The 18,850-nt window shown below is 73.7% G+C and carries 17 protein-coding genes; 14 read left to right on the forward strand and 3 right to left on the reverse strand.

Annotated elements, in window-relative coordinates:
- Positions 1-42: 42 nt before the first annotated feature.
- The 6 genes from dacB to folE all read left to right on the forward strand — a co-directional run bounded on the left by dacB (position 43) and on the right by folE (position 8,869).
- A complete protein-coding gene (gene dacB, locus ACFCLZ_RS21060) occupies positions 43-1,722 on the forward strand; it encodes a D-alanyl-D-alanine carboxypeptidase/D-alanyl-D-alanine-endopeptidase (RefSeq protein ID WP_380278194.1) in 1,680 nt (559 codons plus the stop codon).
- A 940-nt stretch (positions 1,723-2,662) separates the two neighbouring features.
- Positions 2,663-3,847 (forward strand): zinc-dependent metalloprotease, encoded by a 1,185-nt coding sequence (locus ACFCLZ_RS21065; protein WP_380278195.1) that lies wholly within the window; start codon positions 2,663-2,665, stop codon positions 3,845-3,847.
- Positions 3,848-4,091: 244 nt separating this feature from the next.
- The gene (gene tilS / locus ACFCLZ_RS21070; protein WP_380278197.1) at positions 4,092-5,246 is read left to right on the forward strand and encodes a tRNA lysidine(34) synthetase TilS; all 1,155 of its coding nucleotides are present in this window, start codon (positions 4,092-4,094) and stop codon (positions 5,244-5,246) included.
- Between the two features lie 70 nt (positions 5,247-5,316).
- The gene (gene hpt / locus ACFCLZ_RS21075) at positions 5,317-5,871 is read left to right on the forward strand and encodes a hypoxanthine phosphoribosyltransferase (RefSeq protein WP_049654051.1); all 555 of its coding nucleotides are present in this window, start codon (positions 5,317-5,319) and stop codon (positions 5,869-5,871) included.
- Positions 5,872-6,096: 225 nt separating this feature from the next.
- Positions 6,097-8,151, forward strand: coding sequence for an ATP-dependent zinc metalloprotease FtsH (gene ftsH, locus ACFCLZ_RS21080; RefSeq protein WP_380278200.1), 2,055 nt, complete (start codon positions 6,097-6,099; stop codon positions 8,149-8,151).
- Between the two features lie 112 nt (positions 8,152-8,263).
- The gene (folE, locus tag ACFCLZ_RS21085) at positions 8,264-8,869 is read left to right on the forward strand and encodes a GTP cyclohydrolase I FolE (RefSeq protein ID WP_030309924.1); all 606 of its coding nucleotides are present in this window, start codon (positions 8,264-8,266) and stop codon (positions 8,867-8,869) included.
- Positions 8,870-8,912: 43 nt separating this feature from the next.
- Here the strand turns inward: folE and ACFCLZ_RS21090 are convergent, their stop codons facing one another.
- Positions 8,913-9,719 (reverse strand): ferritin-like domain-containing protein, encoded by an 807-nt coding sequence (locus ACFCLZ_RS21090; protein WP_380278202.1) that lies wholly within the window; start codon positions 9,717-9,719, stop codon positions 8,913-8,915.
- Between the two features lie 130 nt (positions 9,720-9,849).
- The gene (locus tag ACFCLZ_RS21095; protein WP_380278204.1) at positions 9,850-11,004 is read right to left on the reverse strand and encodes an alpha/beta hydrolase; all 1,155 of its coding nucleotides are present in this window, start codon (positions 11,002-11,004) and stop codon (positions 9,850-9,852) included.
- Positions 11,005-11,380: 376 nt separating this feature from the next.
- On the opposite strand from ACFCLZ_RS21095, the gene ACFCLZ_RS21100 reads away from it, so the two are divergent.
- From ACFCLZ_RS21100 to ACFCLZ_RS21135, 8 genes are all read left to right on the forward strand, one after another.
- The gene (locus ACFCLZ_RS21100; protein ID WP_380278206.1) at positions 11,381-13,219 is read left to right on the forward strand and encodes a phosphatidylglycerol lysyltransferase domain-containing protein; all 1,839 of its coding nucleotides are present in this window, start codon (positions 11,381-11,383) and stop codon (positions 13,217-13,219) included.
- A gap of 149 nt (positions 13,220-13,368) precedes the next feature.
- A complete protein-coding gene (gene folP / locus ACFCLZ_RS21105) occupies positions 13,369-14,241 on the forward strand; it encodes a dihydropteroate synthase (RefSeq protein ID WP_380278208.1) in 873 nt (290 codons plus the stop codon).
- Positions 14,242-14,282: 41 nt separating this feature from the next.
- The gene (locus ACFCLZ_RS21110; RefSeq protein ID WP_380278210.1) at positions 14,283-14,765 is read left to right on the forward strand and encodes a nuclear transport factor 2 family protein; all 483 of its coding nucleotides are present in this window, start codon (positions 14,283-14,285) and stop codon (positions 14,763-14,765) included.
- A gap of 258 nt (positions 14,766-15,023) precedes the next feature.
- Positions 15,024-15,383, forward strand: coding sequence for a dihydroneopterin aldolase (gene folB, locus ACFCLZ_RS21115; protein WP_380286229.1), 360 nt, complete (start codon positions 15,024-15,026; stop codon positions 15,381-15,383).
- Positions 15,384-15,441: 58 nt separating this feature from the next.
- Positions 15,442-16,041 (forward strand): 2-amino-4-hydroxy-6-hydroxymethyldihydropteridine diphosphokinase, encoded by a 600-nt coding sequence (gene folK, locus ACFCLZ_RS21120; protein ID WP_380278212.1) that lies wholly within the window; start codon positions 15,442-15,444, stop codon positions 16,039-16,041.
- A gap of 184 nt (positions 16,042-16,225) precedes the next feature.
- Positions 16,226-16,720, forward strand: coding sequence for a DUF3180 domain-containing protein (locus tag ACFCLZ_RS21125; protein ID WP_380278214.1), 495 nt, complete (start codon positions 16,226-16,228; stop codon positions 16,718-16,720).
- A 122-nt stretch (positions 16,721-16,842) separates the two neighbouring features.
- On the forward strand, positions 16,843-17,604 hold the full coding sequence (locus ACFCLZ_RS21130) for a hypothetical protein (protein ID WP_380278216.1): 762 nt from the start codon (positions 16,843-16,845) through the stop codon (positions 17,602-17,604).
- Positions 17,598-18,017 (forward strand): hypothetical protein, encoded by a 420-nt coding sequence (locus ACFCLZ_RS21135; protein ID WP_380278218.1) that lies wholly within the window; start codon positions 17,598-17,600, stop codon positions 18,015-18,017. Before ACFCLZ_RS21130 ends, ACFCLZ_RS21135 begins: the two co-directional genes overlap by 7 nt.
- Before the next feature lie 181 nt (positions 18,018-18,198).
- On the opposite strand, the gene ACFCLZ_RS21140 is transcribed toward ACFCLZ_RS21135, so the two are convergent.
- On the reverse strand, positions 18,199-18,774 hold the full coding sequence (locus ACFCLZ_RS21140) for a TerD family protein (protein WP_380278220.1): 576 nt from the start codon (positions 18,772-18,774) through the stop codon (positions 18,199-18,201).
- Positions 18,775-18,850 lie beyond the last annotated feature (76 nt).

Consider the following 18,850-nt stretch of genomic DNA (forward strand, 5'->3'; position numbering starts at 1 on the left):
TGTCTCCTACGGGAGTGAGTGCTCAGGAAAGGGGCCGGGTCGGTGCGAGCAGGGGCTGGGTCGGGGGACCGACGTGGGGGGACGGCCGCCGGGCTGTTCGGGGCGGCGTTGCTGGTCGCCGGAACGGTGCTCGGCACGGGCGGTGCGCACGCGCAGCCGTCCCCGACGCCGACCGGATCGGCCTCGCAGGGCGGCCGGACCGCCGGGAACGCCCAGGGGGACGAGGACGAGGGCAACGGCCGGCGGGACGACGGCAGGGGCGACAAGGGGGACAAGGGCGACCGGAACGGCAACCGGCCGGGCCACCGGGGCGGCGAGTCGCCCCACCCGTCCGCGAGCGCCACCGGCACCACGCCCGCCACCGGTGCGGCGGGCCCCACCGGCACCACCGGTCCCGCCACGGCCCCGCCCGCCGCCAAGTCCACCGGGGCCGCCCACCCGGCGCCCGTCGGGACGGTGCTGGCCGCCGCCGGGGCGGGAGCGGACACCGGCCTGCCCACCGCCCAGGGCCTTCAGCAGGCGCTCGCCGCCGTGCTCGCCGACAAGAACCTCGGCACCGTCGGCCTCGCCGTCGCGGACGCCGCCGACGGCCAACTCCTCTACGGAAACGGTGAGAACACCGCCGCCACCCCGGCGTCCACCACCAAGCTGGCCACCTCGATCGCGGCCCTGTCGCTGATCCCCGGTGACACCCGGCTGACCACCAGGGTCGTCAAGAACGCGGCCACCGGCGGGATCACCCTCGTGGGTGGTGGCGATCCGACGCTGACCGGGCTGCCCGCCGACCAGGTGCAGATCGGCGGCGTCCCCGCCGACCCGGACACCGCCCCCGCCTCGCTGGACGCGCTGGCCCGGCAGACCGCCGCCGCGCTGAAGACCGCGGGCACCACCACCGTCGCGCTCGACTACGACGTCTCCCTCTACACCGGCGCCCTGCTGCACAAGAACCACGACGGCGAGAACATCGCCGCCGTGACGCCGCTGATGGTCGACGAGGGCAAGGTCGACCCGAAGAGCCGCGAGGACGCGCCCGCCCGCGTCGGTGACCCGGCCCTGGCGGCGGCCGACGCCTTCGCCAACCTGCTCAAGGCCCAGGGCATCACCGTCCAGGGCAAGGCGAAGCAGGTCACCGCCCCGGCCGCCGCCGACGCGCCCGTGCTCGGCCGGGTCGACTCGCCGACCGTGGCCCGGCTGGTCGAACGGCTGCTGACCACCTCCGACAACACCCTCGCCGAGGCGATCGCCCGGCAGGCCGCGATCGCCGCCCACCAGCCGGCCAGCTTCGAGGGCGCCGCCACCGCCGTCACCCAGGAACTCGCCCGGCTCGGCGTGCCGACGACCGGGGTGGTGCTCAACGACGGCAGCGGCCTGCACACCGGCAACGCGATCCCGCCGGTCGTCCTGGTGAAGCTGCTCGCGCTGGCCGCCTCCGCGCAGCACCCGACGCTGCGCCCGGTGCTGACCGGCCTGCCGATCGCCGGATTCACCGGCACCCTCGGCAAGCGCTTCGGCTCCGCCTCGGGCGCCGCCGACGCGGCCGGCCTGGTCCGCGCCAAGACCGGCAGCCTGAGCGGCGTCAACACCCTGGCGGGCACCGTCGTGGACGCCGACGGCCGCCTGCTCTCCTTCGCCCTGATGACTCGGACCACCGCCCCCGCCGACACCGCCCGCACCGCGATGGACCGCGTGGTGGCCCGCCTGGCCGCCTGCGGCTGCCACTAGCCAGGACAGGTGTCTCGACCTCGCGTTGCCGCCGGGCGCCGACGACCACCCCTGGCCCGGCGCCCGGGAGATGCCCCGCCACGCCATGGTCCCGGCCGGCGGTGCACGCACCCATGGAGGCGCCGCAGGGTCCGCCCGGCCCGCCCTCCGGGCGACGGGAGCCCGGTGACCTGCGCCCGGGTGGTCCGGCCGGACCCCGTGGCCGCCGGGCGGCTCGATCACGGAGCCGCCCGGCCCCGAGCAGGAGGGTCCGCCCGGCCCGCTTTCCGAGCGCCGGCGCGAGTCCGGTGACAGGGTCCGGGCCGGATTCGTCCGGCACGCCCGGTGCGGTGCCGGTGGGCCGCCACGAGCCGGGCGTGGGCGTCGCGTGCCGCGCTTATCCGGTGCCGTGCCGCCCGGCGGGGACTTCGCGTGGGGTGGCGCGCGCCGGGGGTGGGGTGAGCCCGTTGTGGTCGTGCCTCGGTGCGGGCGGGTCAGTGCCCCCGCAGGGTGTGGGCATCGCGTGCCGGGGGCGGGTCGAGCCCGATGTGGTCGTGCCTCGGTGTGGGGCCGCGTCGGGCCGCGTCGGGTGTGGGCTTCGCGCGCCGGATACGAGGCGCCTCCGCTGCGGTGCTTCCGGCAGGGCCGCCTCGGTGTGGGTCGGTCGTGCGGGCGGGGTGACTCCGGTGGGGCTCCTCGGCGTGGTCGGCGGTCCGGTCCGGGCGGGGACTTCGCGTGGTGGTGGCGTGTGCCGGGGGGCGGGGCGCGTGCGGCCGGGGCAACCCGCGTCCGGGGCGGGCTTCGTGTGCTGCGGGCGGGCCCCTCGGCGTGCCGGGGCGGGGTCTTCGGGCGGGGGTGGCGCGGGTGCGTTCCGGCCGGGTGGGCGGCGGGCCGTTGCCGGGCGGCCATTGACCGGCCGTTCCGGCTCCCCCCGGCGGGCGGGAGCACGTACGGTGAGGGCATGACGAGCGCGAGCGGCGGTGCCGACATGGTCGACTGGAATCTCGCGGTCGCGACCGCGACCCGGCTGGTGCGGCCGGGGCCGGAGGTGAGTCGGGCCGAGGCGGCCGCGGTGGTCGCCGAGCTGCGCCGGCACGCGCTGGCGGCCGAGGAGCACGTCCGGGAGTTCACCGGCATGCGCTCCAGCAGCCTGGCCGAGGCGGCCGCGACCCCGGTGCTGATCGTGGACCGGCCCGGCTGGGTGCGGGCCAACGTGGCGGGCTTCCGCACCATCGTGCAGCCGCTGGTGGAGAAGCTCCAGGCGCGCCGGACGAACGGGTCGGCCTCCGCGGTGTTCGGCACGGTGGGGGAGAAGGCCACCGGCATCGAGGTCGGCGCGCTGCTGGCGTTCCTGGCCACCAAGGTGCTCGGCCAGTACGAGACCTTCGCCCCGGGCGAGCCCTCGCTGGAGGCGCCGGACAGCCCGGCCGCGCTGTTCGACAAGCCCCGCCTGGGCCCCGAGGGCCCCGGCCCCGGACGGCTGCTGCTGGTGGCGCCCAACATCGTGCACGTGGAGCGGGAGTTGGACGTCGACCCGGCCGACTTCCGGCTCTGGGTCTGTCTGCACGAGGAGACCCACCGCACCCAGTTCACCGCGGTGCCCTGGCTGCGCGACCACATCCAGTCCGAGGTGCAGTCCTTCCTCGCCGAGACGGACGTCGACCCGGGCGCGCTGCTGGAGCGGCTGCGCGACGCCGCCGGCTCGCTGGGCGCCGGGCTGCCGGGCCTGGGCGGCGGCCGGGGCGGCGACGCGGCGTCGTCGGCCGGCCTGCTGGAGATCGTCCAGTCGCCGGCCCAGCGGGAGATCCTCGGCCGGCTGACGGCCGTGATGTCCCTGTTGGAGGGGCACGCGGACGTGGTGATGGACGGCGTGGGCCCGGCCGTGGTGCCGAGCGTGGCCGAGATCCGCGAGAAGTTCCAGCAGCGCCGGGACCGCGGCGCCAACCGGCTGGACCTGGTGCTGCGCCGGCTGCTCGGCATGGACGCCAAGCTCCGCCAGTACCAGGACGGCGCGGTCTTCGTCCGGGGCGTGGTCGAGCAGGTCGGCATGGAGGGCTTCAACCGGGTCTGGACCTCGCCGAACACCCTGCCGACCAAGGAGGAGATCCACGACCCCGCCGCCTGGGTGGCCCGCGTCGTGCGGTGAATCGGGGGAGGGGCGCGCTCAAACCCGTTCGTACGGGTGGTCCAGTCGTGCACATGGCGGGTGAAGATACGTTTCTTCATTCACCCGAACGTGGGACGGTGGTCGTACCGGTGGCGCGGGTGGCGTAGCGGGTGTCTCCTTTCTGCCACCATCTGTGAGCGCCCGGTAACAGGGCGCGCACGGATGCGCGGTCCCCCGCCGCGCCCACCGCCGTCCTGTCCCCCCTCCGCGAGGAGTCGTCGCCGTGGGCCCTCACCCCGCTGTCGCCGCGATACGCCTGGCCGTTCGCCGCACCCTCACCGACCTCGTCGCCGAGGTAGGTTCCACCTTCACCGCACCCGCCCGGGAGCCGCGCGAGCGCACCGGCGGCGTGCCGCTGCCCGCCGCAGCCCCGCTGCCCGCCGCGCTGTCCGCCGCCGTCGGCACCACGCTGATCGGCAACGCCCACCGCCACCCGTCCGGGCTGCCCCGCACCCCCGCCGCGCCCGGCTCCCCGCTGGTCCTGGTCGCCGTCAGCGGCGGCGCGGACTCCATGGCGCTCGCCATCGCGGCGGCCTTCGAGGCCCCCAAGATCGGTCTGCGGGTCGGCGCCGTCACCGTCGACCACGGCCTGCAGGCGGGCTCCGCCGACCGCGCCGCCCAGGTCGCCGGCCGGCTGAGCGAGCTGGGCCTGGACCCGGTCGAGGCGGTCGCCGTGCGGGTCGGCCGCGAGGGTGGGCCCGAGGCCGCCGCCCGGGACGCCCGCTACGCCGCGCTGGACGAGGCCGCCGAGCGGCACGGCGCGGTCGCCGTCCTGCTCGGCCACACCCGCGACGACCAGGCCGAGACCGTCCTGCTGGGCCTCGCCCGCGGCTCGGGCGCCCGCTCGCTGGCCGGCATGCCGGCCCAGAAGGGCCGCTACCGCCGCCCGCTGCTGGAGCTGGACCGCGCCGCCACCCGGCAGGCCTGCTCCGCCCAGGCGATCCCGGTCTGGGACGACCCGCACAACTGCGACCCGGCCTACACCCGCTCCCGGGTCCGCCACGAGGTGCTGCCGGTGCTGGAGAAGCACCTGGGCGGCGGCGTGGTCGAGGCGCTCGCCCGTACCGCCCGGCTCTTTCGCGACGACGCCGACGCGCTGGACCAGTGGGCCGCGCTGGCCGAGCGCGACATCCGTACGGGCGAGGGCGCGCTGGACGCGGTCAAGCTGGCCGAACTGCCCCCCGCCGTGCGCCGCCGGGTGCTGCGCCGGGCGGCGCTGCGGGCCGGCTGTCCGGCCGGGGACCTGTTCGCCCGGCACCTCGAGACGATCGACCTGCTGGTCACCGGGTGGCGCGGCCAGGGGCCGCTGCACCTACCCGGGGGCGTCGAAGCGACCCGGCGGTGTGGCACGCTGGTCTTTCGGCGACAGGGCGACTGACGGGCGCGCATGCCCGGGGGAGCCGGCCGCCGGCCATTCAGACCCCGACACGTTTGAGGACGTATCCCCGGTGGACCAGAACGACATGGGCGCTGACCTCGCGAAGGTGCTCATCAGCAAGGACGAGATCGACGCCAAGCTCCTGGAGCTGGCCGAGCGCATCGACCGGGACTACGCAGGCAAGGATCTGCTGATCGTCGGCGTCCTCAAGGGGGCCGTGATGGTCATGGCGGACCTCGCCCGCACCCTGCACTCGCAGGTCACCATGGACTGGATGGCCGTCTCCTCGTACGGGATGGGCACGAAGTCGTCCGGCGTCGTGCGGATCCTGAAGGACCTCGACACCGACATCGCCGGCCGCGACGTGCTGATCGTCGAGGACATCATCGACTCCGGCCTGACCCTGTCCTGGCTGCTCGGCAACCTGGGCTCGCGCGGCCCGGCCTCCCTGGAGGTCTGCGCCCTGCTGCGCAAGCCGGACGCCGCCAAGGTCGAGATCGACGTCAAGTACGTCGGCTTCGACATCCCCAACGAGTTCGTCGTCGGCTACGGCCTCGACTACGCGGAGAAGCTGCGCAACCTGCCGTTCATCGGCACCCTCGCCCCGCACGTCTACGGCGGCTGAGACCCGTTCGGACGACGGGCGGGAACAGCAGCCTGTTCCCGCCCGTTGGATCCGGGGGACCATAGAAGAACGCCGTATCGCCGTGCTCCCGCCATATGGGGGTCGTACTGCGGTACGGTCCAATAAACCGCTCTTCACATGAGCAGTAACCGAATGCGCCGGCGGCCCACAGCCACGCGGCGCCGTTGAGTGGCAGGAGGGACGGGGCGGCAACGCCCCGCATGGATGGACGTCAAGCGATACTTCCGTGCGCCGATCATGTGGATCGTGCTGGCCGTCCTCGCCGTCATCGTGTTGATGCAGGTCGTTTCGGACTCGAACGGCTACAAGACGGTGGACACCGGTCAGGTCGTCGCAGCGATCGACGCGAAGCAGGTCAAGTCGGCGCAGATCACCACAGGTGATTCGAACACCATCAAGATCCAGCTGAAGGACGGCGCCAAGCTGCCCGCCGTGAGCAGCGGCAAGGCGCAGTCCGGCAGCAAGTTCCAGGCCTCGTACATCGGCGACCAGGGCGTCGCGATCGCCGACAAGCTGCAGGCCCAGATCAACGACAACGACCAGAGCACGCTCTCCGAGGGCTACACCGTCAGCCCGGAGAAGCAGAGCACCCTCGTCAGCCTGCTGCTGTCGATGCTGCCCATTGTGATCATCGTGCTGGTCTTCCTGTTCCTGATGAACCAGATGCAGGGCGGCGGCTCGCGCGTCATGCAGTTCGGCAAGTCCAAGGCGAAGCTGCTCACCAAGGACACCCCGAAGACCACCTTCGCCGACGTCGCCGGTGCCGACGAGGCGGTGGAGGAGCTCCACGAGATCAAGGAGTTCCTGCAGGAGCCGGCCAAGTTCCAGGCCGTCGGCGCCAAGATCCCCAAGGGCGTGCTGCTGTACGGCCCGCCCGGTACCGGCAAGACCCTGCTGGCGCGCGCCGTCGCGGGCGAGGCCGGCGTGCCGTTCTACTCGATCTCGGGTTCGGACTTCGTCGAGATGTTCGTCGGTGTCGGCGCCAGCCGCGTCCGCGACCTCTTCGAGCAGGCCAAGGCGAACGCCCCGGCGATCGTCTTCGTCGACGAGATCGACGCCGTCGGCCGGCACCGCGGCGCGGGCCTCGGCGGCGGCCACGACGAGCGCGAGCAGACCCTCAACCAGCTGCTGGTCGAGATGGACGGCTTCGACGTCAAGGGCGGCGTCATCCTGATCGCGGCCACCAACCGCCCGGACATCCTGGACCCGGCGCTGCTGCGCCCGGGCCGTTTCGACCGTCAGATCGCGGTCGAGCGCCCCGACCTCCAGGGCCGTCTGGACATCCTCAAGGTGCACCAGAAGGGCAAGCCGATCGCGCCCGACGTCGACCTCTCGGCCGTCGCCAAGCGCACCCCCGGCTTCACCGGTGCCGATCTGTCGAACGTCCTGAACGAGGCGGCCCTGCTGACCGCCCGCTCGGACAAGAAGCTGATCGACAACTACATCCTGGACGAGGCGATCGACCGCGTCGTGGCGGGTCCGCAGAAGCGCACGCGGATCATGTCCGACAAGGAGAAGAAGATCACCGCGTACCACGAGGGCGGTCACGCCCTGGTGGCGGCGGCCTGCCAGTACAGCGACCCGGTGCACAAGATCACCATCCTGTCCCGCGGCCGGGCCCTCGGCTACACCATGGTGCTGCCGGAGGAGGACAAGTACTCCACCACCCGCAACGAGATGCTCGACCAGCTGGCGTACATGCTGGGCGGGCGCGCGGCGGAGGAGCTGGTCTTCCACGACCCGACCACCGGTGCCTCGAACGACATCGAGAAGGCCACCGCCACCGCGCGGGCCATGGTCACCCAGTACGGCATGACCGAGCGGCTGGGCGCGATCAAGTTCGGCAACGACAACTCGGAGCCGTTCCTGGGCCGTGAGATGGGTCACCAGCGCGACTACTCGGAGGAGGTCGCCGGGCTGGTCGACGAGGAGGTCAAGAAGCTCATCGAGTCCGCGCACAACGAGGCCTGGGAGATCCTGGTCGAGAACCGCGACGTGCTCGACAACCTGGTTCTGGAGCTCCTGGAGAAGGAGACCCTCAACAAGGAGCAGATCGCCGAGGTCTTCGCCCCGATCGTCAAGCGCCCGGCCCGTCCGGCGTGGACCGGCTCCGCCCGTCGGACGCCGTCCACCCGCCCGCCGGTGCAGTCGCCCAAGGAGCTGGCGCTCACCAACGGCGCCGCCGCCACCGCCGAGGCCGCTCCGGCCGACGTGGTGAAGCTCCCGCCGCTGCCGGTCGATCCGCCGACCGAGGACTGACGGGAGCTCCGGCACCCGACGGAATGGATGCCGCGTCACCGGGGTTTGTACCCTGGAGGCGCGGCATCCGTGCTGTTCAACCCTTGTTCGTCAACCAGTTAGCGAGGCCCGCATGATCGACCCGGTGACGCTCGACGGTCCGCCCGCCGTCGGCACCTTCGACCAGAAGCGCGCCGAGAACGCGATCCGCGAGCTGCTGCTGGCCGTCGGGGAGGACCCGGACCGTGAGGGCCTGCTGGAGACGCCGGCCCGGGTGGCGCGGGCCTACAAGGAGATATTCGCGGGGCTCTGGCAGGAGCCCGAGGACGTCCTGACCACCACCTTCGACCTCGGCCACGACGAGATGGTGCTGGTCAAGGACATCGAGCTGACCTCGGTCTGCGAGCACCACCTGGTGCCGTTCCGGGGCGTCGCGCACGTCGGGTACATCCCGTCCACCAGCGGCAAGATCACCGGCCTGTCCAAGCTGGCCCGGCTGGTCGACGTCTACGCCCGCCGGCCGCAGGTGCAGGAGCGGCTCACCAGCCAGGTCGCCGACGCGCTGATGCGGATCCTGGAGCCGCGCGGGGCGATCGTGGTGGTCGAGTGCGAGCACATGTGCATGTCGATGCGCGGCATCCGCAAGCCCGGTGCCAAGACCATCACCTCCTGCGTGCGCGGGCAGCTGCGCGACCCGGCGACCCGGGCCGAGGCGATGAGCCTCATCATCGGGCGCTGACCGGGTCGCGGCGGCCCCGCCGGTCCGGACGGGCGCGGGCCGGTCAGATCGGCTCGTGCTCGGGCTCGTGCTCGGGCTCGGTGTGCGGCGGCGCCGGGTCGCCCAGCGCGTTGCGGCGCGCGGGCGTCCGCAGCCGCACCATCCGCCGCCAGCCGTACAGCAGGTCGTACAGGTAGAGCGCGTGCACCCCGGCCGCGACCGCGGCCCGCTGCCAGCGCGACCACCCGAGGATCCTCGCCATCCGGGACGTCACCGCGAGGCCGACGTCCCGGTGGGTGCGGATCTCGCCGCGGGCGCTGGTCTCCAGCACGTGCCGGATGTACGGCCCGTGGCCCTCGGCGGCCAGCCGCAGCAGCTCCTCGTGGCAGTAGGCGAGGTGGTTGTCCTCGTCCGCCGAGATCATCCGCATCGCCCGGCCGAGGTCGGGGTTGTCCCCGTACGCCCTGACGAGCTGGCGCATCTGCTCGGCCGCGCGCTGCTCGGTGACCCGGCTGTGCGCCAGGTAGGTGATGATCTCGCGGTCGGTCAGCGGGACCGCGGTGGTCAGCCGCTCGTGGGCGAGGCCGACGCCCTGGCGCTCCAGCAGCATGCAGTAGTCGGCCTCGGCGGGCACGTCGACCTTCGGCAGGCCGCGCTTGTGGAGCAGCTGGGCGAAGATCCGGCCGTGCTTGCGCTCGTCGGCGCCGTGCCGGGCGATCTTCGGAGCGAGCACCGGGTCGCGGGTGAGCTCGGTGATCCGCTCGTTCTCCCACCCGCCCTGGTCCTCGCCGCCGGCGGCGATGCTGCAGAACAGTTGGTAGGCCTCGTCGTTCCGGTAGATCTCGTCGAAGAGCGATCGGGTGCTGAGCATGGGTCCTCCTGCCCGGATCCGGGGCGGCGCCGGCCGTCGTTCGGCCGGGGCGGTCGAGATACGTCCCCCCGCGGCGGCGGGCGCCGTGCCCGACCGGCCGGTATTCACCCTCCTGGGGGCGCTCGGGGGTTCAGCCGAGGTGGTGGCCCATCCACTCCAGCGAGGCGGGCAGCTCGCGCACCCAGCTCTCGAAGTTGTGGCCGCCGTCGTCCAGGTACATCGACTCGGCCTGGAACTGCGGATTGGCGGCGGCGACCTGCTGGGCCAGCTCGACGAACTGGACGGTCTGCGGGTAGTCGCCCTCCTTGCGGGTGGAGACCACCAGCATCGACAGCGCGGGGGCGGGCAGGTTCTGCAGCCGCCAGGTGAGGTCGCTCTGCTCGGCGAGCGCCCGGTCCCCGCCGAACAGGCTGCCGCCGGTGAACTGGTCCTCGTTGACCTTGAAGTCGGCGTGCAGCCCGCCCGTGCTGCCGAAGACGGTCGGGAAGCGCATCGCCAGCCGCAGCGCGCAGCTGCCGCCGGTCGAGTAGCCGAAGACGCCCCAGGAGGCGGGGGAGCGGCCGATCCGGTACGCGGAGCGCAGCGCCTCCGGGACGTCCTTGGTGAACCAGGTCTCGGTGCGCGGCCCGCCGACGACGTCCACGCACTCGGTGTTGCGCGGCGGGGTGAGGGTCGGGCGGGCCAGCACCACGATGGCCGGCTGCATCCTCCCGGAGCGCTGGAGCTCCGCGGCGGTCTGGATGACCGGCAGGTCCTTCATCAGGTTGAGGGTGGTGCCGGGGTAGCCGGCGATGGCCAGCAGCACCGGGAAGCGGGTCAGGCCGAGCTTCGGGTCGAAGTACTCCGGCGGCAGGTAGACGAACATCTGGTCGGACAGTCCGGTCTCCTTGCCGGTGATCCGGACCGACTCGACCTTGCCGACCTCCTCGGGCGCCCCTTTGGGCAGGTCTGCGACGGTCTCCATGCCGCCCTCGTTGGTCGGCTCCAGCAGGGCGTCGTCGGCCGGCGCGCCGCCCCGGTGGTTCTCGCTGCTGGTGAGGGCGAGCTTGGTGCCGCCGGGGCTGAGCAGGTCGTCCCATGAGGTGTAGAACCCGAACGAGTTGTTGACGCTGAGCGCCAGCACCGCGAGCACCGAGGCCTGAGTCACCGTCAGCAGTCCCACCCGGCCGAGCACCGGCAGTGGCCGCTGCCGGGCCAGCCTGGGCCAGATCCAGAGGGTGGTGAGGAGCGCCGCCGCGCCCAGGGCGAGCAGCGAGTTCATCAGTGCGTCGCTGGTCAGTTCCATACCGTCGGCCTTCCGGTGGGACACTGTCGGTGCAGGCTTCATCGTCTGGTGGTCCGTCAGCCCCGGCCACCGCGGCTAGGCTGTCCGGACGCCGGGAGAGCCCGGGAGGCCGACGGCGCTCGCACGCAACCGACGCCCCAAAATGCGGCGTCCACCGTACGTAGGACGTACGCGGGGGCCCGTCGCGCCACGCGGCGGGGGGCTCCGGCGCCCACCCCTCGGCTCAATTCGCAGTGCCCCAAGGGCGCCGGTTTACCCTTCGTTGCCGGTTCCTTGGTGTGCGCATTGCTCGATGAAGGAAAAGGAATGAAGGTCCATCACGGCTCCCGCCCGGGAGTGACCGGACACCCCTCCACAACCTCTACGCTGAACCCCCATGAGCGTTCCCGTGTCCGTTGAGCCGAGCCCCGAGCAGCCGCCGCGTCGTCGCGGCCTGCAGACGCTGCGTACCCAAGCGGCCGCCGTTCCGAGGGCCTGGCTCCCCGGCGCGGTCGGCTACGCCTGTCTGCTGATCGGACTGGTGGACATCGCCAGCGCGGTGTTCCCCAAGCTCCGGCACACCAAGGTGCACACCTTCGCCGGACAGCTGCCCGGCGGCACCACCACGCTGGCCGCCGCCGGCACCCTGATGATCGGCCTGCTGCTGGTGCTCCTCGCGCACGCGCTGCGCCGGCGCAAGCGGCGTGCCTGGCGCGCGGTGTGCGTGCTGCTGCCGATCGGCGCGGCGCTGCACCTGCTGCGCTGGCACCAGCTCGGCCCGGCGGTCGTCTCACTGGTGCTGTTCGGGGTCATGCTGGTGCACCGGCGCGAGTTCTACGCCAAGGCGGACCCGCGCACCCGCTGGCGCGCCGTGGTCAACCTGGTCGTGCTGGGGGCCTTCAGCATCCTGCTCGGCCTGCTGATCGTCAGCACCCGGACCAAGTACGAGCTGGGCGACCCGGGGCTGTACCAGCGGCTGGAGCACGTGGTCTACGGGCTCTTCGGCTTCGAGGGCCCGGTGCACTACAACGCGGACCGGATCGAGGACCTGGTCGGCTACCTGCTCGGCGCGATGGGCCTGATCACCGCCTTCACCACCACCTACCTGGCGCTGCGGCCGGAGAAGCCGAAGCCGGAGCTGACCGCCGAGGACGAGGAGAAGGTCCGGGCGCTGCTGGAGCGGCACGGCGCGCGGGACTCGCTCGGCTACTTCGCGCTGCGCCGGGACAAGAGCGTGCTGTTCTCGCCCACCGGGAAGGCGGCGATCTCCTACCGGGTGGTCTCCGGCGTGATGCTCGCCTCCGGTGACCCGGTCGGCGACGTCGAGGCCTGGCCCGGCGCGATCAAGGTGTTCATGACCGAGGCCCGCGAGCACGCCTGGGTGCCGGCCGTGATGGGCTGCAGCGAGGTCGGCGGCGAGGTCTGGACCCGCGAGGCGGGGCTGGACGCGCTGGAGCTGGGCGACGAGGCGATCGTCGACACCGCGACCTTCTCGCTCGCCGGCCGGGCCATGCGCAACGTCCGCCAGATGGTCAAGCGGATCGAGCGCAACGGCTACTCCTGCCAGGTCCGCCGGGTCGCCGAGCTGAGCCCGGAGGAGAAGCAGCGGATCGCCGACGCCGCGGCCCGCTGGCGCGGCACCGACACCGAGCGCGGCTTCTCGATGGCGCTCGGCCGGTTCGGCGACCCGGGCGACGACGACTGCGTGGTGGTCACCGCCCACAAGGCGCCGGAGGAGGGCGAGGGCGGCGACGACCTCAAGGCCGTGCTGCACTTCGTGCCCTGGGGCCGGGACGGCATCTCGCTGGAGCTGATGCGCCGCGACCGGGCGGCCGACCCGGGCCTGAACGAGCTGCTGATCGTCGCCGCGCTGCAGGCCGTCCCGGCGATGGGCGTGCGCCGGGTGTCGCTGAACTTCGCGATGTTCCGCTCGGCGCTGGCCCGCGGCGAGCGGATCGGCGCCGGACCGGTGCTGCGCGCCTGGCGCGGACTGCTGGTGTTCCTGTCGCGCTGGTTCCAGATCGAGTCGCTGTACAAGTTCAACGCGAAGTTCCAGCCGGAGTGGGAGCCCCGGTTCCTGGTCTTCCCGAACAACCGCGACCTGCCCCGGATCGGCTTCGCGGCGATGCAGGCGGAGGCCTTCATCACCCTGGGCATGCCCCGTCTCGGCCGCAAGCCGCAGCGCCAGGGGCTGCTGCCGGGCGATGCCAGGCCGACGGTCACCGAGGCCGCCTGAGCCCCGTGACCGCCTGAGCCCCGTGACCGCGGTGCCGGCCCCCGTCGAGGACGCTCCCCGGCGGGGGCCGGGCGCGTTGCGCGGGCGGCGGCGGGCGTGTCCCGGGGGTGGCCCGGGTGGCCGGAAGCGGACGGTCAGATAATGGGGGTATGAGCAATTCGGTGCCCTTCTCGCTGCCGCCCGGACTGCCGCGGCTGGACCGCTGCGCGGTCATGGGCGTGGTCAACGTGACCCCCGACTCCTTCTCGGACGGCGGGCTGTGGCACGATCCCGCCAAGGCGATCGCCCACGGGCTCGCGCTGCGGGCCCGGGGCGCCGACCTGGTCGACGTCGGCGGCGAGTCCACCCGTCCCGGTTCGGAGCGCGTCCCCGAGGAGGAGGAGCTGCGCCGGGTCGTCCCCGTGGTGCGTGAGCTGGCCGCCGCCGGGGTGGCGGTCTCCGTCGACACCATGCGGGCCTCGGTGGCCGAGCGGGCCGTCGAGGCCGGCGCGCTGGTCGTCAACGACGTCTCCGGCGGCCTGGCCGACCCGGCGATGGCCCGGGTGGTGGCCGAGACCGGCGCGCCGTTCGTGGTGATGCACTGGCGCGGGCAGTCCGCCGACATGGACCGGCTGGCCGTCTACGACGACGTGGTCGCCGACGTGGTCGCCGAGCTCACCGCCCGGGTCGACGCGCTGCTCGCCGCCGGGGTCAAGGAGGACCAGCTGATCCTCGACCCGGGGCTCGGCTTCGCCAAGACCGCCGAGCACAACTGGGCGCTGCTCGGCCGGCTCGACGCGCTCACCGCGCTCGGCCGGCCCGTGCTGGTCGCCGCATCGCGCAAGCGGTTCCTGGGTACGCTGCTGGCCGACCCGGAAACCGGGGAGCTGCGCCCGGCCCGGGAGCGCGACGACGCCACCGCCGCGGTGTCGGTGCTGTCGGCGCGGGCCGGCGCCTGGGCGGTGCGGGTGCACGATGTGTCCGGCACGGCGGACGCCGTCCGGGTGGTCGCGGCCTGGCAGCGCGCGGCCCGGCAGGGGTGACGGTCGGTGAAGACGGGAGGGTCATGGCGGGTGACGGCAGGTTGAGCGGGGAGACGGCGGGCCGACGGGCCGGCGGGGCGGACCGCGAGGCGGTCCTGGCCGCCAACCGGGCGCTCTACGAGGCACTGGAGACCGGTGACCTCGCGGCGGTGGAGGACGCCTGGCTGGGTGCCGGCGAGGCGGACGACAAGGGGGGCGTCGTCTGCGTCCACCCGGGGTGGCCGGTGTTGCGCGGACGGGCCCAGGTGACCCGCTCGTACATGCTGATCATGGCGAACACCGAGTACATCCAGTTCATCCTCACCGACGAGGAGGCGGAGGTGCACGGTGATGTGGCCCTTGTCACGTGCACCGAGAACATCCTTTCCGGCGGCGAGGCCGAACAGGAGGGCGAGCTCGGGCCGCTGGTCGGCGGAAAGGTCGTGTCCACGAATCTCTTCCGGCGCACTGAGGCCGGGTGGAAACTGTGGTCGCACCACGGTTCACCCGTTCTGACCAGCGCCGACGAGGACGACGAGGACTGATTCCGGGCCGCGGCGGGAAATCGCGGGACAATGTCGCCGGGCGGCGGCCGGGGAATTCCCGGCAGGTCACCGAACGTTCACGTCAATCGCCATTCCGGTGCGCGTGGCGACGGTTCGTGCCGGGTAGGACGGTCGGGTGTTGTCGGCGCGCGCGGGTAGATTCGAATGGGTCAGCGGCGGGCACGACGCCCGTCTCCGCCCTGCCCGCGGCCCTGCTCCGGGGCGGGGCCCGTCCGACTGGGAGCAGTGATTCGTTTGCTGGACCGCGTCACCCTGCGGGGCCTGCGTGCCCGCGGCCACCACGGCGTCTTCGAGCGCGAGCGGGCCGAGGGCCAGACCTTCGTGGTGGACCTGGTGCTGTACCTGGACACCCGCCCCGCCGCCGCCGGCGACGACCTGACCCGTACGGCGCACTACGGAATCGTGGCCGAGGAGGTCACCGCGATCATCGCCGGAGAGCCGGTCGAGCTGATCGAGACGCTGGCCCAGCGGATCGCGGACCAGTGCCTGAAGCACGAGCCGGTGGAGGAGGTCGAGGTGATCGTGCACAAGCCGGACGCCCCGATCACCGTGCCGTTCGACGACGTGACCGTGACCATCCACCGGACCCGCGGATGACCCGCACCGTCCGCCCGGTGCCCGCCGTAGGGCCCGTCTCAGCCATAGGGGAAGTCCGATGACCACAAGTGACCCGACCGCCGCCCCGAGCGCCTTCGACCTGGAGCAGCGGCTGGACTCGGTCGACACCACCCTGCACAGCCAGCGCTTCGCCGTGATCGCCCTCGGCTCCAACCTCGGCAACCGCCTGGACACCCTCCAGGGGGCCGTGGACGCCCTCGCGGACACGCCCGGGCTCAAGGTCAAGGCCGTCTCCGCGGTGTACGAGACGGACGCCGTGGGCGGCCCCGCCGAGCAGCCGGCCTACTACAACGCGGTGGTCGTGCTCCGCACCACGCTGCCGCCGCACGACCTGCTGGAGCGCGGCAACGCGATCGAGGACGCCTTCGGCCGGGTCCGCGCCGTCCACTGGGGCCCGCGCACCCTGGACGTCGACATCCTGGCCTACGAGGGCGTCGTCAGCGAGGACCCGCGGCTGCTGCTGCCGCACCCGCGCTCGCACGAGCGGGCCTTCGTGCTCGCCCCGTGGCTGGACGCCCAGCCGGACGCCGAGGTGCCCGGGCACGGGCCGGTGGCCGAGCTGCTGGCGGCGCTCGGCGGCCCGGACGCCCAGGGCGTGCGGCGGCGCGACGACATCCGCCTGACGCTGCCGGAGTAGGCCGCCGGGTCCGGGGGCGGTCCGGAGCGTGCCCGGCCGGGTCCGCGCGCGGGCCGGGGAACTCGCGCGGGGCCGCCGTCCGTACCCCTAGGTGTCCGCCCCGGTCCGGGACCGCTCGGGCCGGGGCCCGGTACGGTGGCCTGACGCCGTCGTACCGCGCCGCCCGCGAAAGGACCCCGTCCGAGTGAAGCTGCTCCGCCTCCGCCTGCTGATCGGCATCACCGCCGCCACGACGGCGCTCTCCTGGGCCGGCGCCAAGCTGTGGGCCGCGCTGGACACGCTGCCCGCGGTCCCGGGCGCGGCGCCGGTGGTGCTGGCGGCGGTGGCGGTGATCCTGCTCGCGACCGCGCTCTCGCTGCGCTCGCGGCTGAAGGCGGCGCGCGAGCGGCAGCCCGGGGCGAAGCGGGTGGACCCGCTGGGCGCGGCCCGGGCGGTGGTGCTGGGGCAGGCCAGCGCGCTGGTCTCGGCGGTGGTCACCGGGGTCTACGCGGGCGCCGGGATCTACCTGCTGGGCGAGCTGGACGTGCCGGCCCGCAAGGACCAGGCGATCACCGCGGGCTTCGCGGTGCTGGCCGGCGCGGCCGTGATCGCGGCGGCGCTCTGGCTGCAGCACATCTGCCGGCTGCCGGAGAACCACGACGACCCGGGCGGGCACGGGCCGGCGGCCACCCATCGCTGACCAGGGCTTTTCCGGTGATCTTGAGTGATTTCCCGGATGCGTCCGGTAAAACCGCCGCGGTGTCAAGGGCCGAACCGGACCCTGGGCTGACACGGCCCCAATTCGCACGCTAGTTTCTTGGCATGTCTCGCGGACGCCACCGTCATTCCTCCGTCCTCGGCCGGGTCTTTCCCCCCACTGCCGCCGGCGTGCTCATCGTCGCCGCGCTGGGGGCGCTGCTTTTCAGCCGGGACACCGTGCTGGTCCGCTCGGTGGGCGCGGCCGCGGTGCTCGCCACGCTCGGGTTCGCCGTGCTGCTGCGCCAGCGCGACCGGGCCGCGCGGGCGGCGGCCGAGGTCTCCGTCGCGCAGCGGCTGCGGGCCGAGGAGCGGTTCGAGGAGCAGCTCGCGGAGGCCGAGTACGCGGCGGAGGTGGCCGAGGAGCGGGCGACCCGCTTCGGGCGGCGGCTGACCGCCGAGAAGTCGCGGCTGGCGAAGGCCGAGACGGAGATCGCCCGGCTGCTCAAGGAGCGGGCCGTGATGGTCGCCGAGCAGGCCCTCAAGGAGGCCGAGGCGGCCCAGCGGGCGCTCGCCGCGACCCGCCCCAGGCATCCGGCCAGTCCGGCCGCGTACGTGCGCGCCGGGGCCGTGCTGCGGCAGCTGGAGCGGCGGGCGGCGCAGGCCCAGGAGCAGCGGGAGCGGGAGGCCCGGCGGGAGGCGGAGCGTGCGGCGGGCGCGGAGGTCGCGCTGCGCGCGCGGACGGCGCCCGCGACGACGTCCGCGCCGGCTCCCCAGCGGGTCGCGCCGGCGGTTCCGGCGCCGGCCGCTCCTCGGTGCCCGCGCCCGGTGCGGCGCCCTCCGCGGCCGCTCCCGCGGCTGCCGGGGGCCCGGCCCGGCCGGTGCTGACGGCGACCGTCGGGCAGCTCGGTGGAGCCCCCGCCGTGCCGCCGGTGCGGGCGGCCGAGCGGCAGCGTCCGCGTCCGGCGGTCTCCCCGGCCCCGCGTCCGCAGGGCTTCAGCTTCTTCGGCCGCGGCTCCGGCGCGGCGGTCCGCGCGGCGGCTCCGGCGCCGGCCGTGCGCAGCGTCGAGGAGCTCGGCGAGCGGGCGGACCTCGCGGACGTGGTCGGCGACGAGGCGGTCGCGGCCCAGGCCCGGGAGCAGAGCCGGGACCAGGAGCAGGCGGCGGCGCGGGCGGCGGGCGCGGAGGCGCAGACCCGGGTGCTGCCGCAGGTCGGCGACGCCGACCCCGAGGTGGTCGACCTGACCCCGCACGACGAGACCGAGCAGATCGAGGTGCCCGAGCTGCGCGCCTCGCGCTGAGGCGGTGGCCGACGGCCGGGGAGCGGCGCCGGGTGGACGGGGACGTCCGCCCGGCGCCGCTCGCGCGTTCGGGGCGGGTCCGTGAACGGCGGGTCCGCGGCCGGCGGGCGCGGGAACGACGCGGCGCCCGCCCCGCCGGGTGGCGGAACGGGCGCCGGAACGGCACCGGGGTGCCGGAGCGTCAGATCTGGACGCCGAAGTCCTGGGCGATGCCGGCCAGGCCGGAGGCGTAGCCCTGGCCGACCGCGCGGAACTTCCACTCGGCGCCGTTGCGGTAGAGCTCGCCGAAGATCATGGCGGTCTCGGTCGCGGCGTCCTCGGAGAGGTCGTAGCGGGCGATCTCGGCGCCGCCGGCGGAGTTCACCACGCGGATGTAGGCGTTGCGGACCTGGCCGAAGTTCTGCGACCGGGCGACGGCGTCGTAGATCGAGACCGGGAAGGTGATCCGGGCGGCCTCGGCCGGCAGCGCGGCGAGGTTGACGTTGAGCGCCTCGTCGTCGCCGGCGCCCTCGCCGGTGCGGTTGTCACCGGTGTGGACGACGGTGTTGTCCGGCGTGCTGGTGTTGTTGAAGAAGACGAAGTGGCTGTTGGACAGCACCTTGCCGTCCGCGTTCAGCACGATCGCGCTGGCGTCCAGGTCGAACTCGGCACCGGTCGTGGTGCGGACGTCCCAGCCGAGGCCGACGGTGACCGCGGTCAGGCCGGGGGCCTCCTTGGTCAGCGAGACGTTGCCACCCTTGGAGAGGCTCACTGGCATGGTGTGTGCTGTCCCTTCGATTGCTATGTGTGGGGGATAACGCGGGAACCGCCGGATTTGGTTCCGCGCGGCCGGG

The sequence above is a fragment of the Kitasatospora purpeofusca genome, assembly GCF_042691725.1.
GTDB lineage: Bacteria > Actinomycetota > Actinomycetes > Streptomycetales > Streptomycetaceae > Kitasatospora > Kitasatospora purpeofusca_B.